The organism is Brevibacterium sp. OS20, assembly GCF_056837565.1.
Window position 1 is genome coordinate 3,356,490 of record NZ_CM166367.1, and the last position, 14,229, is coordinate 3,370,718.

14 protein-coding genes are annotated in these 14,229 nt (G+C 64.8%); 6 read left to right on the top strand and 8 right to left on the bottom strand.

All coding sequences use genetic code 11. The features are described from left to right. Positions 1 to 105: a methionine/alanine import family NSS transporter small subunit gene (locus ACVZTU_RS15030; RefSeq protein ID WP_139468130.1), complete on the top strand. Its 105-nt coding sequence runs from the start codon at positions 1 to 3 to the stop codon at positions 103 to 105. A gap of 179 nt (positions 106 to 284) precedes the next feature. Here ACVZTU_RS15030 and ACVZTU_RS15035 read toward each other — a convergent pair whose 3' ends face one another. Next, positions 285 to 1,778 (bottom strand): amino acid permease, encoded by a 1,494-nt coding sequence (locus ACVZTU_RS15035; protein ID WP_139468129.1) that lies wholly within the window; start codon positions 1,776 to 1,778, stop codon positions 285 to 287. A 445-nt stretch (positions 1,779 to 2,223) separates the two neighbouring features. On the opposite strand from ACVZTU_RS15035, the gene ACVZTU_RS15040 reads away from it, so the two are divergent. The 3 genes from ACVZTU_RS15040 (at position 2,224) to ACVZTU_RS15050 (ending at position 5,570) form a co-directional block, all read left to right on the top strand. Beyond that, on the top strand, positions 2,224 to 3,315 hold the full coding sequence (locus tag ACVZTU_RS15040; protein ID WP_482400751.1) for an S-(hydroxymethyl)mycothiol dehydrogenase: 1,092 nt from the start codon (positions 2,224 to 2,226) through the stop codon (positions 3,313 to 3,315). Continuing rightward, a complete protein-coding gene (locus tag ACVZTU_RS15045) occupies positions 3,315 to 3,986 on the top strand; it encodes an MBL fold metallo-hydrolase (protein WP_139468127.1) in 672 nt (223 codons plus the stop codon). Before ACVZTU_RS15040 ends, ACVZTU_RS15045 begins: the two co-directional genes overlap by 1 nt. Positions 3,987 to 4,157: 171 nt before the next feature. Beyond that, entirely contained in the window at positions 4,158 to 5,570 is a 1,413-nt protein-coding gene (locus ACVZTU_RS15050; protein WP_482400752.1) for an amino acid permease, read from the top strand. Positions 5,571 to 5,741: 171 nt separating this feature from the next. On the opposite strand, the gene ACVZTU_RS15055 is transcribed toward ACVZTU_RS15050, so the two are convergent. The 4 genes from ACVZTU_RS15055 to ACVZTU_RS15070 form a co-directional block, all read right to left on the bottom strand. Continuing rightward, entirely contained in the window at positions 5,742 to 6,965 is a 1,224-nt protein-coding gene (locus tag ACVZTU_RS15055; RefSeq protein WP_139468126.1) for a hypothetical protein, read from the bottom strand. Positions 6,966 to 7,049: 84 nt separating this feature from the next. Then, positions 7,050 to 7,535 carry a 2-C-methyl-D-erythritol 2,4-cyclodiphosphate synthase gene (ispF, locus tag ACVZTU_RS15060; RefSeq protein ID WP_139468125.1) on the bottom strand — a complete coding sequence of 162 codons (486 nt, stop codon included), beginning with the start codon at positions 7,533 to 7,535 and terminating at the stop codon, positions 7,050 to 7,052. Continuing rightward, on the bottom strand, positions 7,532 to 8,569 hold the full coding sequence (locus tag ACVZTU_RS15065; protein ID WP_482401758.1) for an IspD/TarI family cytidylyltransferase: 1,038 nt from the start codon (positions 8,567 to 8,569) through the stop codon (positions 7,532 to 7,534). The genes ispF and ACVZTU_RS15065 overlap by 4 nt, the downstream gene beginning before the upstream one ends. Beyond that, positions 8,563 to 9,045, bottom strand: a complete 483-nt coding sequence (locus tag ACVZTU_RS15070; RefSeq protein ID WP_025779034.1) for a CarD family transcriptional regulator — start codon at positions 9,043 to 9,045, stop codon at positions 8,563 to 8,565. Before ACVZTU_RS15070 ends, ACVZTU_RS15065 begins: the two co-directional genes overlap by 7 nt. A gap of 352 nt (positions 9,046 to 9,397) precedes the next feature. Here ACVZTU_RS15070 and ACVZTU_RS15075 point away from each other — a divergent pair, with 352 nt between their 5' ends. Next, positions 9,398 to 9,961: a hypothetical protein gene (locus tag ACVZTU_RS15075; protein WP_139468124.1), complete on the top strand. Its 564-nt coding sequence runs from the start codon at positions 9,398 to 9,400 to the stop codon at positions 9,959 to 9,961. A 139-nt stretch (positions 9,962 to 10,100) separates the two neighbouring features. On the opposite strand, the gene ACVZTU_RS15080 is transcribed toward ACVZTU_RS15075, so the two are convergent. Both ACVZTU_RS15080 and ACVZTU_RS15085 read right to left on the bottom strand, forming a co-directional pair. After that, positions 10,101 to 10,784, bottom strand: coding sequence for a response regulator transcription factor (locus ACVZTU_RS15080; protein ID WP_039208435.1), 684 nt, complete (start codon positions 10,782 to 10,784; stop codon positions 10,101 to 10,103). Continuing rightward, positions 10,781 to 12,205, bottom strand: coding sequence for a sensor histidine kinase (locus ACVZTU_RS15085; RefSeq protein WP_482400753.1), 1,425 nt, complete (start codon positions 12,203 to 12,205; stop codon positions 10,781 to 10,783). The genes ACVZTU_RS15080 and ACVZTU_RS15085 overlap by 4 nt, the downstream gene beginning before the upstream one ends. A gap of 267 nt (positions 12,206 to 12,472) precedes the next feature. Here ACVZTU_RS15085 and phoU point away from each other — a divergent pair, with 267 nt between their 5' ends. Then, positions 12,473 to 13,135 carry a phosphate signaling complex protein PhoU gene (phoU, locus tag ACVZTU_RS15090; RefSeq protein WP_139468122.1) on the top strand — a complete coding sequence of 221 codons (663 nt, stop codon included), beginning with the start codon at positions 12,473 to 12,475 and terminating at the stop codon, positions 13,133 to 13,135. Positions 13,136 to 13,234: 99 nt separating this feature from the next. Here phoU and ACVZTU_RS15095 read toward each other — a convergent pair whose 3' ends face one another. Then, complete coding sequence (locus ACVZTU_RS15095; protein ID WP_139468121.1) at positions 13,235 to 14,179, bottom strand: EamA family transporter; 945 nt, start codon at positions 14,177 to 14,179, stop codon at positions 13,235 to 13,237. Positions 14,180 to 14,229: the final 50 nt, after the last annotated feature.

The window sequence follows — 14,229 nt, forward strand, 5'->3', positions numbered from 1 at the left end:
ATGGGTACCTCAGCAATCATCATGATGGTCATCGCCATGGTCACCGTATGGGGCGGACTCGGCGCCGCGATCATGCACCTGCGCAAGCACCCCGACGAGGAGTGAGCACCGCGCCCACTCCGACGGCATGAGACGACGAAGGCGGTCCGATCCCCGATAACAGGGATCGGACCGCCTTCCTCGTGCTCATGTGTAATTCCCTCGCCGAGGCGGCCGGGCCGTGGTCACGGCCGCCTCGGCGAGGCCGGGGTGACCCTGCGGTCATCCCGGCGACAGTGCCGCGGTTACGCTTCGGCCACCTCGGCGGGCCGGTTGAGTCGACTGTGCTTCCGCGAATAGGCGAAATACACGACGAGGCCGATGACCAGCCACACGAGGAAGCGGATCCACGTGTCCATGTTGAGGTTGAGCATGAGATAGAAGCAGACGATCGCGGAGACGATCGGCAGCACCGGGACGAACGGAACCTTGAACGGGCGCTCGAGCTCCGGACGGGTCCGACGCAGCACGATGACACCGATCGAAACAAGCACGAAGGCCGAGAGCGTGCCGATGTTGACGAGCTCGGCGAGCGTCGACAGGGGCACGAACGCGGCGATGACCGCGATGATCACGCCGGTGATGATCGTGAACCGGTACGGAGTGCCGAACTTCGGGTTGGTCTTCGCCAGCCACTGCGGCAGCAGGCCATCGCGAGCCATGGAGAAGCCGACGCGCGTCTGCCCCATGAAGAGGATCATGCACACGACGATGAGGCCGATGCAGGCTCCGATCGCAATGAGGTTGCCCATCAGGGGAAGACCTGCATTGACGAACGCGGTCGCCAGCGGGGCGCCGTCTTCGGGGTCGATGTCCTTGTAGTTCTGCATACCGGTGATCACCAGGGAGACGGCGATGTAGAGTCCGGTGACGATAGCCAGGGAGCCGAAGATGCCGATAGGCAGGTTTCGCTGCGGATTCTTCGTCTCCTCTGCTGTGGTGGCAACGACGTCGAAGCCGATGAACGCGAAGAACACCATGGCTGCTGCTGCGAAGATGCCTCCGATGCCGAAGACGCTCGGGTCGAGTCCGAAGAGCCCCTGAACGACAGGCAGGTGCATCATCGATCCGCCGGTGTCGGCAGGCTCTTCCGCCGGCGGGATGAACGGCACCCAGTTCGAGACCTTGACGAAGAAGAGCCCGACGATGATGACGGCGAGGACGACGAGGACCTTGAGGAAGGTGACGATGATGTTGATCCGGCTCGACAGCTTGATGCCGGTGACCAGAACGATCGTCAGACCCAGTACAAGCAGCCCCGCGGGCAGGTTGATCCAGCCGCCCTCGGCTGTGGCGATGGCATCGGGGATGGCGAACGGCGTGCTCTCGAGGACTACCGCGAGGTACTGACTGAATGAGGTCGCGAGCGCTGCCGACCCGACGGTGAATTCGAGGATGAGATCCCAACCGATGATCCAAGCCAACAGTTCGCCCATGGTCGCAAAGGTGAACGTGTAGGCGCTGCCGGCAACCGGCACCGTCGACGCGAATTCGGCGTAGCACAGCGCCGCAAGGCCACAGGCGACGCCGGCGATGAGGAAGGACAGCGCGATGCCCGGCCCGGCGTTCGTCGCGGCGGCGTGCCCGGTGAGGACGAAGATGCCGGCGCCGATGCAGACGCCCACGCCGAAGATGACGAGGTCGAGTGCGCCGAGGTTCTTCTTCAGCTGATGTTCGGGGTCTTGAGTGTCACGGATGCTCTGCTCGATGGACTTCGTGCGTTTCCATTCGCCTGCCATGACTCCTCCTTTGCAGTATGGCAGTGAGAACCGCACCGCCGAAAGTGACGCGGATCACTGAGATTGAGTTTACCGGTCAATGATAAACCACAATGTGAGACGTATTCACCACTCTGGCCGTCGCCTCAGATCGCGGCTCCGCCCACCGCCTGCGATCCCCGTTCCGCCAGGGAAGAACCGCCGGACGCAACAGCGCCGACTTCCGCTCCGCATGCCCCTCAGAGTGCACGAGACCGACGACCGATCGAGGCTGCCCGACGGACGGTTCCGCCCTCTCTGAACCATGTCAGCGCACGTAGGTGCACTGATTTCCGGACCGACCTGGTCGAGCCCAGCGTGCTTGGTTAGGGTGGGGACTGTGAGCACCCCATTCCGGGGTACGCTCAGTCCACTTCGGGTGTTCCCATCCGCGGACACCCGTCACCGAAGACATTTAGGAGACGCAATGCCACAGACCGTCAAGGGCGTCATCTCCCGCAGCAAGGGAGCCCCGGTCGAACTCACCGACATCGTCATCCCGGACCCGGGACCAGGCGAGGTCGTCGTCGATGTGAAGTCGTGCGGCGTCTGCCACACAGACTTCCACTACCGCGAGGGCGGGATCAGCGATGACTACCCGTTCCTGCTCGGCCACGAGTCCGCCGGAGTCGTCTCCGAAGTCGGCGAAGGAGTCACCGAGGTCGCGGTCGGCGATTTCGTCATCCTCAACTGGCGCGCCATCTGCGGCGACTGCCGGGCCTGCAAGCGCGGAGAACCCTGGTACTGCTTCGACACCCACAATGCCTCGCAGAAGATGACCCTGCCCGACGGCACCGAGCTCGAAGCAGCTCTGGGCATCGGATCGTTCGCCGAGAAGACACTCGTCGCAGCGGGCCAGTGCACGAAGGTCCCCGAGGCGGATCCTGCAGTCGTGGGTCTGCTCGGCTGCGGAATGATGGCCGGGATCGGAGCTGCCATCAATACCGGTGAGGTCACCCGCGGCAAGTCCGTGGCCGTGATCGGCGCCGGCGGTGTCGGCTGCGCGGCGATCGCCGGTTCGGCTCTGGCCGGGGCGAACACGATCATCGCCCTCGACATCGATGAGAAGAAGCTGTCCTGGGCCAGCGACTTCGGTGCCACGGACACGGTGTCGACGAAGGACATGAGCGAGGACGAGGTCGTCGCAGCGATCCAGGAGCGCACCGGAGGCTTCGGCGCCGATGTCGTCATCGACGCCGTCGGACTCCCCGCCACCTGGCGCCAGGCCTTCTACGGCCGCGACCTCGCAGGCACCGTCGTCCTCGTCGGTGTGCCGACCCCGGAGATGGAGCTCACGGTTCCGCTGCTCGATGTGTTCGGCCGCGGCGGCAAGCTCAAGTCCTCCTGGTACGGTGACTGCCTGCCCGACCGCGACTTCCCGATGCTCGTCGACCTCTACCAGCAGGGACGTTTCCCGCTCGAGAAGTTCGTGTCCGAACGCATCGGCATCGGCGATGTCGAATCCGCTTTTGAGAAGATGGCCAAGGGCCAAGTCCTACGATCGGTGGTGGAACTGTAATGACAGCTATTGAGCATCTCGTCACATCAGGCACGTTCTCCCTGGACGGAGAGACGCACAACGTCGACAACAACGTGTGGATCATCGGCGATGATTCCGAGGTCATCGTCATCGACCCTGCCCATGATGTCGACGCGATCGCCGAGGCGGTCGGATCCAGAGACGTCAAGGCCATCCTGCTCACGCACGGTCACGACGATCATGTGCGCGTCGTCCGCGACTTCGCACAGCGAGTGGGCAACCCCACCGTGTACCTCAATCCCGACGACTATGTGCTGTGGGATATGACCTTTGAGAACTACCGTCCCGACGGACAGATCGCCCACGGCGACACCTGGACCGTCGGCGGAATCAAACTCAAGGCCCTGCACACTCCCGGCCACTCCCCCGGTTCGACGTGCTTCTTCGTCGAGACCGGCCTGCCGGCTCCGGCATCGGCCGGTGCCGGACGGGCCGTCGGTCCGGTGCTGTTCTCCGGAGACACCCTGTTCAACGGCGGCCCCGGAGCCACGGGACGGTCGCATTCGAGCTTCGAGACCATCATCGAATCGATCCGCGACGTGCTCTTCCCGCTGCCCGAGGCGACCGTCGTGCTCACCGGGCACGGCGATTCCACGTCGATCGGCGCGGAGAGCCCGGCCCTCGAGGACTGGATCAAACGCGGCCACTGAGCCGCCGCGGGCCGGGCTCAGACCGCTCGCCGACTAAGACGCAGATCGCATAGCCGACCTGCCTGCGGTCAGGCTGTGACCGACCAGCGCAACTCGCAGACGCGGGTCGCGACCCACACGGGTTCGCGACCCGCGTCTGCGCATTCCGCCCCTGCCGGATAGACTCGTCGGGTGCCTGAATCACAGTCTTCGCAGCCCGCCGAGTCAGCGTCCGCCTCGGCCTCGGGTTCTTCTGATACCTCGTCCAACGGCCTCAAGGTGGGGATGAAGCCCCGCCACCTGGTGATGATGAGCCTCGGCTCGGCGATCGGCGCCGGTCTCTTCGTCGGCTCCGGTGCCGGAGTGCAGGCGGCTGGTCCCGCCGTGCTCATCTCATACGTCGTCGCGGGTCTCATCGTCATCTTCGTCATGCGGGCGCTGGGCGAACTCGTCGCCGCCGACCCGAATCCGGGTGCGTTCTCGCACTATGCGGGCAAGGCCATGGGCCCGACCGCGGCCTTCGCCGTCGGTGCTCTGTGGTGGGTCCAGCTGTGCCTCGTCGTCGCCGCCGAGGCCACCGCCGCCGCGCAGATCGCCGCTTCCTATATTCCGGCAGTCCCCCAGTGGGTCATCGCCTTGGCGATCATGCTCGTCTTCACGGCCATCAACCTCACCACTTCGGGCAGCTTCGGTGAGTTCGAGTTCTGGTTCTCACTCATCAAGGTCGCCTTCGTCGTCCTCTTCGTCGTGCTCGGTGCCGCGTACCTGTTCGGGTGGACCCCGGCCGAACCGCCCGCTCAGATCTTCGCCGACGGGTTCATGCCCACCGGCATCTCCGGCATCGCCGCCGGACTGCTCGTCGTCGCGTTCGCCTTCGGCGGCATCGAGATCGTTGCGGTCGCCGCGGCCGAGACCGCGAATCCCGAGCGCAGCGTCTCCCAGGCGATCAAGACGATCGTGTGGCGCATCCTGTTCCTCTACATCGGGTCGGTGGCAATCATCGTCCTCGTCCTGCCGTGGACGGACGACCGCCTGGCAGAGTCGCCTTTCGTGGCCGTTCTCGAGACCGCCGGGCTGCCGTTCATCGCCTCGCTGCTGGCCGCGGTCATCGTCATCGCGCTGCTGTCGTCGATGAACGCGAACATCTATGGGGCGTCCCGGATGTCGTTCTCGATGTCGCAGCGGTCCATGCTGCCGCGCGGGCTCGGCCGGACCAATCGCCGCGGTGTCCCCGTGCCTGCGGTGCTGGCCACCTCGGCGTTCGGCTTCGTCGCCGTCGCACTCAACTATTTCTGGGCCGCCGAGGTCCTCGGGGTCCTGCTCAACATCGTCGGCTCGACGCTCATCGTCACCTGGGTCGCCACCCTTGTATCGCAGATCGTTCTGCGTCGTCGCGCCGAGGCGGCCGGTCGGTCCCTGCCGTTGCGCATGTGGGGCTACCCGTGGCTGTCGTATGTCACCTTGGCCGGGATCGCCGTGATCATCGGGCTCGGCCTGACCGTCGAATCCGTGCGCTTCCAGATCGTCGGCACGCTCATCTTCGTCGTCGCGCTCTACCTCGTCGGAGTCATCGTCACGAAGCGTCACCCGAACGCGAAGGTCTGAGCCCGCCGTTCACCGCCACCGAGGCGGCTGTCGGCTTCCGCGCCCGGACCGCGGCAGTCCCCCACCCCCGGACCGCGGCAATCTCCAGCGGCCGGACCGTTGCGATCTCCCTCGCGGCCGGTTGCTCAGTCGCAGCCTTCGTCCAATGCGGGCATCTGAACTCGTCGAGCCTCAATCGTCAAGTGCGTCCAATGCAGCAACGAGCTCCCGCAGGGCGTGGGCTGAATCTGCCGTTTCCGCCCAGCCGGCGAGCATGTCCCGGGTCTGGCCCACGTGCCGGTTGAAGTGCCTGCCCGCATAGCTCGTCACGTCGATCGGCACGATCCTCTCGACTGCTTCGAGCACGAAGTGCGCGGCGGAACCGAACACGGGAACCTGCGCCCCGAGGCGGGTCCGCACTGCTTCGCTCGCTGCCTTCACGGGGCGATCAAGGTGTGATTTCAGTGCGGCCCAGCTGCCGTCGCGGACGCTGAGTTCGGCGACGAAGGGAATGAACACCCTCGGCGGCAGAAGCACGGCTTCCATCGGCACTGGCAGAACGAGTCGACCCAGCCTGCTGACAAGCGAACGCACCGCGGTCGAGGGTCCGGCGACGAAGAACCGCGGCGCACCTGCAGGTGCCCAGAACCTCACTTCATGCCCGGGTTCGGCCTTTCTGCCGACCTCTCCGTCGAGACCGCCGGTTGTGAGCACACCTCCGTCGGCCGCCTCGGTCCGGTTACCCTCTGTACGCACACCTCCGTCGGCATCCCCGGCACGGCTGCCCTCAGCGCGAACAACCTCAGCCGGCGCGCCTGGGTCCAGTCGCTCGGACAGGAACGCGGGTCCGAATATGACTGCTTGAGTGCCGGGGAAGACTGCTCGTGCTCGATCGAGGTCTCCCTCGACCTGGCTCGTCGTCGCAATGAACGCGGGCGAGATGTCCCGAATCGCCGAGACCACCTCTGCATCGAGATCATCCGGCCGAGTCGTGAGCACGATGAGGTCCCAGCTCCCATCTGCGGCAGCAGCAGCCCAGTCTGAGATCGTCACCCGCCGAGTCGCAGCTACGCGAGTCACCGACCAGCCACTGCCCGCGCTCGCTTGTCTGCCTTCAGCTCCCTCGGTTTCTCGCTCGTTTTCTCGCTCGTTTTCTCGCCCGGTTCCTCCCCCGGTTTCTCCCCCGGTTGCTCCCCTGTTGTTGCCTCCGGCTCGCCCACCTCCTTGCCTGCAGCTGCCGTGTCCACCTCCCACCCCGCCGGGATCGGTCGGGTCGAAGGTGCTCACGCGCCACGGAAAGGCCGCCCGCCCATTGGGACCAGCGGTGCGGGAGACGACGGCGACCTCATGGCCATCGGTGAAGAGCGCGGACCCGGCGATGCCGATGGCGCCGGCTCCTTGGAAGAGGACTCTCACTGCTTGTTCCTTCCTCGGCGCACCTGGCTCGGTTCGAACAGAGAAGTGCGTCTGACTCGATACTGGTGGTTCAGAGCTGTTGAATCAGTTCGGATGAATCAAGGCGGTGGCGATGGCGGCGATTCCTTCGCCTCGCCCGGTCAGTCCGAGTCCGTCAGAGGTGGTGCCCGAGACCGACACGGGTGCGCCGGCAGCAGCCGACAGCACCTGTTGGGCCTCTGCACGGCGCGTGCCGATCTTCGGTCGATTGCCGATCACCTGGACGGAGATGTTTCCGATCTCGAAACCCGCCGCGCGCACGATGCGGGCCGCCTCGGCGAGCAGCACCGAACCCGAGGCACCGGCGAATTCCGGACGATCGACCCCGAAGTGCTCACCGAGGTCGCCGAGCCCCGCGGCGGAGAACAGCGCGTCGCAGCAGGCGTGGGCGGCCACATCGGAGTCCGAGTGTCCTTCGAGTCCTCGTTCGCCCGGCCACAGCAGTCCCGCAATCCACAACTCGCGCGCGGGATCGGCGGCGAAGGCATGGACATCGACGCCGGTGCCGATGCGTGGAATGATCTGATTCATCGTGGCTCCTTCGCCGCATCCAACGCATCTGCTCTGTGGACTTCAGCTCGGTCGCGCATTCGGGCGAGCTGTTCCGCGAGGACGAGGTCGAGCGGATAGGTGATCTTCAGCGCCTCTTCGTCACCGTCGACGGCGACAACCTCAACGCCGAGGCGTTCGACGAGCCCCGCATCGTCCGTCGGCAGCACTCTGCCCTGCCGGCCTTCCCCGGCCGTCGGATCTGCCTCTGCAGTCGAGCCCGCGCCGTCGGTTGGGCAAGCGTCATCGGTCGTGACAGTGCCATCGGCCAAGCCAGCCCTTTTTGACGCGCCGACCCAGTCGGCAGCAAACTCGTCATGGGCCCGCCTGAGCACCTCGGCGCGGAACCCCTGAGGCGTCTGGACCCGTCGCAGCTCGGCCCGGTCAAGATCGCCCCACACCACTGCACGCCCGCCGGCGCCCACAGCGACGGCATGATCCGGATTGTCTGGTCGATCCGCGGTGGTTTCAGCGCCAGAATCGCCGTGGATCGACCAAACAATCCCATTGGAAGCGCGCTCCGCACCCGTGCCTGCACCTGAGCTCGGATCCGCACCGACGGTCTCGTGCGAAACGACCCTCCGCACGGTGTCGATCATCGGCAGAACCGGAACGACCGCCTCGGCGCCGGATTGCAGCGCGGCGACCACTCGGGTGAACACATCGGGCGGGGTCAGACACCTCGCCGCATCATGGATGAGAACGTATTCCGCATCTCGGTTAAGTTTCAAGGCTGTTTGCACCGAAGAATTTCGATCACCGCCACCTGCTACGGCTGTAATTGAAATTTCGCATTTCATCCGCGTGGCCACTTCGGCGATTTCTTCTTGCGCCCGCAAAAGAAACTCCTCAGGAGCAGCCACCACGATTGTGGAGGCGACTCCCGAGGAGATGATCGTCTCGAGGCTGCGGGCCAGAAGGGTCCGACCGTTCACACGGACGAAGGCCTTCGGCTCGCTGCAACCCAGACGGGATCCCGACCCTGCGGCCGGGACGATGACACAGGTGCTCAGGATGCGAGCACTTCGTCCAGCAGAGCTTCTGCTTCGGACTCTTCCTTCTTCTCGGCCAGTGCGAGTTCGGAGACGAGGATCTGGCGGGCCTTCGAGAGCATGCGCTTCTCGCCGGTCGACAGGCCACGGTCCTGCTCTCGGCGCCAGAGGTCACGGACGACCTCGGCTACCTTGATGACGTCACCGGACTGCAGCTTCTCGACATTGGCCTTGTATCGACGGGACCAGTTCGCGGGCTCTTCGACGAATTCGGCACGCAGGACGTTGAAGACCTTTTCAACGCCTTCTTCACCGACGACATCTCGCACACCGACCAGATCGCAGTTCTCTGCCGGAACTTCGATCACGAGATCGCCATGGGCGACCTGGAGCTTGAGATACAGCTTCTCCTCACCTTTGATGGCACGTTTCTTGATTTCTTGGATTGTCGCTGCACCGTGATGTGGATAGACAACAGTGTCGCCGACCTGGAAACTCATATTCTCTTCAAACCCCTTTCGCGGAATACCAGTTTACCATGAGGCTCGCCACAGAAATCGTTCAGGGTAGCGAATCTTCATGCTAGGCTCCGCCTCTGCCGCGCACCGCGATGAGCCCGGCTGCCGCCTCTGCCAGCGAGTACATCGGGAGAGGGCGCATTGCCGAGAAGCTCGGCCGAGATCCTCGACCAACCACGATGCAGACCGAACTTCGCTGCCTCTTCACCGAAACTTCAACCGCGACGCGCCCGAGCGTCGCGGAACCTCGTCCACTCCGACCACCCGGTTCTACAGCGGGTCAAAAACCGGGTAGTATACAGACTGATCTTGTATTGCCACTTCAAGGAGCATAATGAAACGGCACAACCGCGCGGCTCTCGCCGTTGCCGCACTCGCTCTCGTTATCCCCGTCAGCGGATGTGCAAGCCTGCTGTCTCCCCATCAGACCGCCGAATACCACTACAACGGCGGCGATGGAGCCTCGGGAGCCGTCGGCGACGTCGAGGTCCGTGGGCTCATGCTCATCACGGATCAGGAGAGCTCCGGTCCGGCTCAGCTGTTCTTCACCCTCATCAACAAGGGTGACTCCACCGCCAAGGTGTCCATCGAGGTTGCCGACACCACGGTGAGCGAATCGATCAAGGCCGGCGACACCTTCGTCCAGGACCCGAAGAGTCCCGAGACCTCGTCCAAGGAAGTCGTCACCGTCGACAGCCTCAAGGCGAAGCCCGGCGACCTCGTCGACATCACCGTCAAGAACGGCGGCGAAGAGAAGGTCATCGAAACTCAGCTCCTCACCGACACCCTGCCGTATTACAACGAGTACGTGCCGTCGGAATCGCCGTCCGAGTCCCCGTCGGACATGCCGACCGAGGATGCAGGTTCCGCGGAAGGAACCGCGACAGCCAACGGCTGATCCGTCTTCCTCGAGCACCGGGACCAATCCCGCGCGGGAGCACAGAAGGAGCCGCTCACATGATGTGAGTGGCTCCTTCTGCATTCCCGTCCGGCCAGCGATCCCGACCTCACCAACCCGGCTTCGCCGGATGGCGCCCTCAGGCTTCGAACTTGTACCCGAGCCCGCGCACCGTGGTGAGCAGACGCGGCTCCGACGGGTTCTCCTCGATCTTCGCACGCAGTCGCTTGACGTGGACGTCGAGCGTCTTCGTATCGCCCACGTAGTCCTCGCCCCAGATCCGGTCGATGAGCTGACCGCGGGTCATCACTCGGCCGGAGTTGCGCACGAGGATCTCGAGCAGCTCGAACTCCTTGAGCGGCATGGACTGCTCTTCACCACGCACGGACACGACGTGGCGTTCGACGTCGATGCGCACTCCCCCGGCCTCGAGCACGGACTCGTCCTCGAACTCCTCGGTCTCGACATTGCGGCGCAGCACGGCTCGCACGCGAGCCAGCAGCTCCCGTGAGGAGTACGGCTTCGTCACATAGTCATCGGCGCCGAGCTCGAGTCCCACGACCTTGTCGATCTCCGAATCCTTGGCCGTGAGCATGATGATCGGCACATTGGACTTCGCCCGCAGCTCGCGGCACACCTCGGTGCCGGAAGCACCGGGCAGCATGAGATCGAGCAGGACCAGATCGGCGCCGGTGCGGTCGAACTCCGCCAGAGCCTTGAGCCCGTCATCGGCGACCGTCACCTCGTACCCTTCCTTACCGAGCAGGTACGACAGCGGGTCCGAGAACGAATCTTCGTCCTCGACAAGCAGAATACGAGTCACGTTGTGAGCTTCCTTTGTTCGCTTTCTTCGGTCAGTTCCTTGGGTGGGTCGGCGGTCGCCCCGCCGTCTCCATTATCACCGGAGGGCGCGTCGTTGTCGCCGGCCGGGTCGTCCGCGCCGGACGCGGCGGTTCCGTGCCCGTCGTCATCCGCCGAGGCGATCCCCGTAGACTCGCCCTCTGTCGCCGAGGCGGCTCCGGTCGGTTCGTCATCATCCGCCGAGGCGGTCCCGGTCGAATCCGCGGAATGTTCGATGAGGACCCCTGCCGGGGCCGAATCGGCAGCGGAGGCTTCGGTCGCAGTTCCGGCCAACGGGAGCACGATCGTGAACGTCGAGCCCTTGTTCAGCTGACTCCACACACGCACCTCACCGCCGTGGGTGGCGACGATGTGCTTGACGATGCTCAACCCCAGTCCGGTGCCGCCGGTGATCCGGGAGCGTGCCGGGTCCACTCGGTAGAAGCGTTCGAAGACGCGCTCGGTGTCCTGGGCGGTCATCCCGATGCCCTGGTCGGTCACGGCGATCTCGATGCGCTCGTCGACGAGGTCGACTCCGACGCCGACGCGGGTGCCCTCGGGCGAGTAGTTCACGGCATTGTCGATGAGATTGCGCACCGCGTTGACAAGCAGTTCGTAGTTGCCTTCGATGAGCAGATCGCTCGGCGGGGAGACCTCGATGTGGATGTTCTTGCCTTCCGCCCCGGTCCGGGCACGGTCAGCGGCATCGTCGACCACCTCGGCGACGGAGATCTTCTCGGTCGTCGCGGGAGCGGCGTGGTCCTGGACGCGGGAGAGGTCGATGATCTCCTGCACGAGCTGGGTCAGCCTCTTCGACTCCCGCTGCATCCGCCCGCCGAAGCGTTCGACAGCGGCCGGATCGTCGGCGAAGTCGGTGACCGCCTCGGCAAGCAGTGCCATCGCACCGATCGGCGTCTTGAGCTCGTGGGAGACGTTGGCGACGAAGTCACGGCGGACGGCGTCGACGCGCTTGGATTCGGTCTGATCGTCGCAGAGGACGAGGACGAAGGAGGTGCCCAAGGGAGCGACGCGGGCGTGGAGGTAGCGGATCACGGAGTCGGAGTTCTCCCGTGTCTGCTCGAGGTCGATCTCTTCGATGAGACCGCGCGCGCGGACGCGGCCGACGACCCGCAGCATCTCGGGCGATGCCAGCGAATGCCCCCTGACCAGGCCGAACGTGTATGCGGCCGGCGACGCCTTGACGACGTCGTCACCGGCGTCGATGACGATCGCGGCCGAGGGCAGGACGGCCAGCACTTCGGCGATGCCTTCGGGCAGGTCGTCCTCGGAATGCAGATCGGCAGCATCGCGGGAGCGTTCGCTGAATCGGAACGCAAGAATTCCCGCTATACCCAGGCCCAGGCCGACGACGCCGGTCAGGACCGCCACGACTAAGAGATCCACAGCCTCAAGCTTAGGCGCTGTCCATCGTCCCGGCGCACCGAATTCACTTCTGCTGGAAGTATTTGCCGAGGAATTCACCTTCCCGTCTGGAGTCGTTCACTCGATCGTGCGATGCTGACGTCTGTGTGCCTGCGCTCCCTGCCGTTCCTGCCTTCTGCTTTCCCCCGCTGAGGGTGCGGACCGGAAGCGCCGGCACCCCTCATGACACCATGCACCACCGACAGTCAGTTCCGATTGTCACAATCGAGAGTTAAGGAACCGCAGTTCATGCGCGAAGTCTTCAGAAACGAATTGGACGATCTGGCCACCCAGCTGGTCGGCATGTCCACCAAGGTCCTCGACGCCATCCGCCTGGCCAATCAGTCGCTGCATTCGAATGATCTCGAGCTGGCCGAGCAGGTCATCGAGGCCGACTCCGTCATCGACAATATGCAGTTCACCCTCGATCAGCAGGCCGCCGAGATGCTCGCCCTGCAAGCTCCGGTGGCCGCAGATCTGCGTGCCGTCATCGGTTCGCTGCGGATGTCGGCATCGCTCGAGCGCATGGGCGACCTCGCCCGTCACATCGCCCAGCAGGTGCGCATCCGCTATCCCGAGTCCGCAATCCCCGAGGGCTTCGAATCGACGTTCGCGCGGATGGGCGAGTCCGGTGAGAGGATCGCCGAGGCGACGCAGAGCCTGCTCTCGAATCCCGGCCTGTCCGATGTGCCCACGATCAACGCCATCGACGAGGAGCTCGACGAGCTTCACCTGAGCGTGTTCGGGAAGCTCGGCGAAGCTCCGGCCGGCTCGCTGGCTCCCCGTCATATCGCCGATGTCACCCTGCTCTCGCGCTACTACGAGCGCTTCGGTGATCACGCAGTGTCCGTGTCGCAGAAGGTCGAGTACCTGCTCACCGGAAACTGGGAACCCTACCTGTCGAAGAAGTAGGAACCCGGCTCGAAGAAGCACGAATCGAGCGAAGCGCCCCGACACTGTCGGGGCGCTTCGCGCATTCTGCGCCAGCGGTTCACTGACGCGACCGAAGCCTCAGCTGGAGGCGGGCACCTCTTCCGGCGCCTGTCTGACGACGATCTTTCGGCGACGTCTGGGCCCGTTCCTGATGCCGCGGGTCAGATTCTTGAGCACTCCCGTCGTCACGGCGACACCGAGGAGCAGCAGAACTCCGCCGATGAGTTCGGCGATGCTCGGGCGGTCTCCGAGCACGATCCAGGCGGAGATCACTCCGACCGGCGGGACGAGCAGGGAGAACGGCGCGACCTGCGAGGCCGGGAAGCGAGCGAGCAGCGAGTTCCAGATGACATAGCCGACCAGCGACGCCAGTCCGGCGGTGTAGACGACCGAGGCCACGACACCCCAGGTCGGGTGCGTGAGTGCATGGGCCACCTCGGCGGGACCGTCGATGAGCATCGACAGTGCGACCATCGGAATCGGGACGACGAGAGCCGACCACACCGTCATCTGCACTCCGTTCGTGCCGGGTTTCACGCCGCGCGCGATGACGTTGCCCGTCGCCCAGGACAGGGCGGCGCCGACCGCGACGAGGAAGGCGACGATCGGCACGTTCGCCTGCAGGCTCAGACCGATGACGGCCAGGCCGACGAGGCCGACGAGGACGCCGATGATCTGGCGGCGACTCGGGATCTCGTGCAGCACGAGGGCCGCGACGATGACGGTGAACGCGGCTTGGATCTGGATGACGATCGAGGTCAGGCCGGCGGGCAGGCCGAGCGCCATGGAGGTGTAGAGAAGGCCGAACTGGCCGGCCGACATGAAGGTGCCGATGAGGAGGATGCGGCCGAAGGAGCCACGGGGGAAGCGGACGAAGAAGATCGCGGGCACCACGACGAAGGTGAATCGGGCGGCGACGAGGAGCAGAGGCGGCCAGTCGCGCAGACCGAGGTCGATGAAGATGAAGTTGACTCCCCAGAGAACGACGACGAGGAGGGCGAGCATGTAGTGGACCGAGCGCATAACTCCAGCATTCCAGCCCCGTCGTCAAATTTCCATTGAAAGTCCGTCCA

Bases quoted from the DNA above. Each gene is read 5' to 3' on its own strand.
- ACVZTU_RS15030 (WP_139468130.1), top strand. From the start codon at position 1: ATGGGTACCTCAGCAATCATCATGATGGTCATCGCCATGGTCACCGTA.
- ACVZTU_RS15035 (WP_139468129.1), bottom strand. From the start codon at position 1,778: ATGGCAGGCGAATGGAAACGCACGAAGTCCATCGAGCAGAGCATCCGT.
- ACVZTU_RS15040 (WP_482400751.1), top strand. From the start codon at position 2,224: ATGCCACAGACCGTCAAGGGCGTCATCTCCCGCAGCAAGGGAGCCCCG.
- ACVZTU_RS15045 (WP_139468127.1), top strand. From the start codon at position 3,315: ATGACAGCTATTGAGCATCTCGTCACATCAGGCACGTTCTCCCTGGAC.
- ispF (WP_139468125.1), bottom strand. From the start codon at position 7,535: ATGAATCAGATCATTCCACGCATCGGCACCGGCGTCGATGTCCATGCC.
- ACVZTU_RS15070 (WP_025779034.1), bottom strand. From the start codon at position 9,045: ATGAGTTTCCAGGTCGGCGACACTGTTGTCTATCCACATCACGGTGCA.
- ACVZTU_RS15075 (WP_139468124.1), top strand. From the start codon at position 9,398: ATGAAACGGCACAACCGCGCGGCTCTCGCCGTTGCCGCACTCGCTCTC.
- phoU (WP_139468122.1), top strand. From the start codon at position 12,473: ATGCGCGAAGTCTTCAGAAACGAATTGGACGATCTGGCCACCCAGCTG.
- ACVZTU_RS15095 (WP_139468121.1), bottom strand. From the start codon at position 14,179: ATGCGCTCGGTCCACTACATGCTCGCCCTCCTCGTCGTCGTTCTCTGG.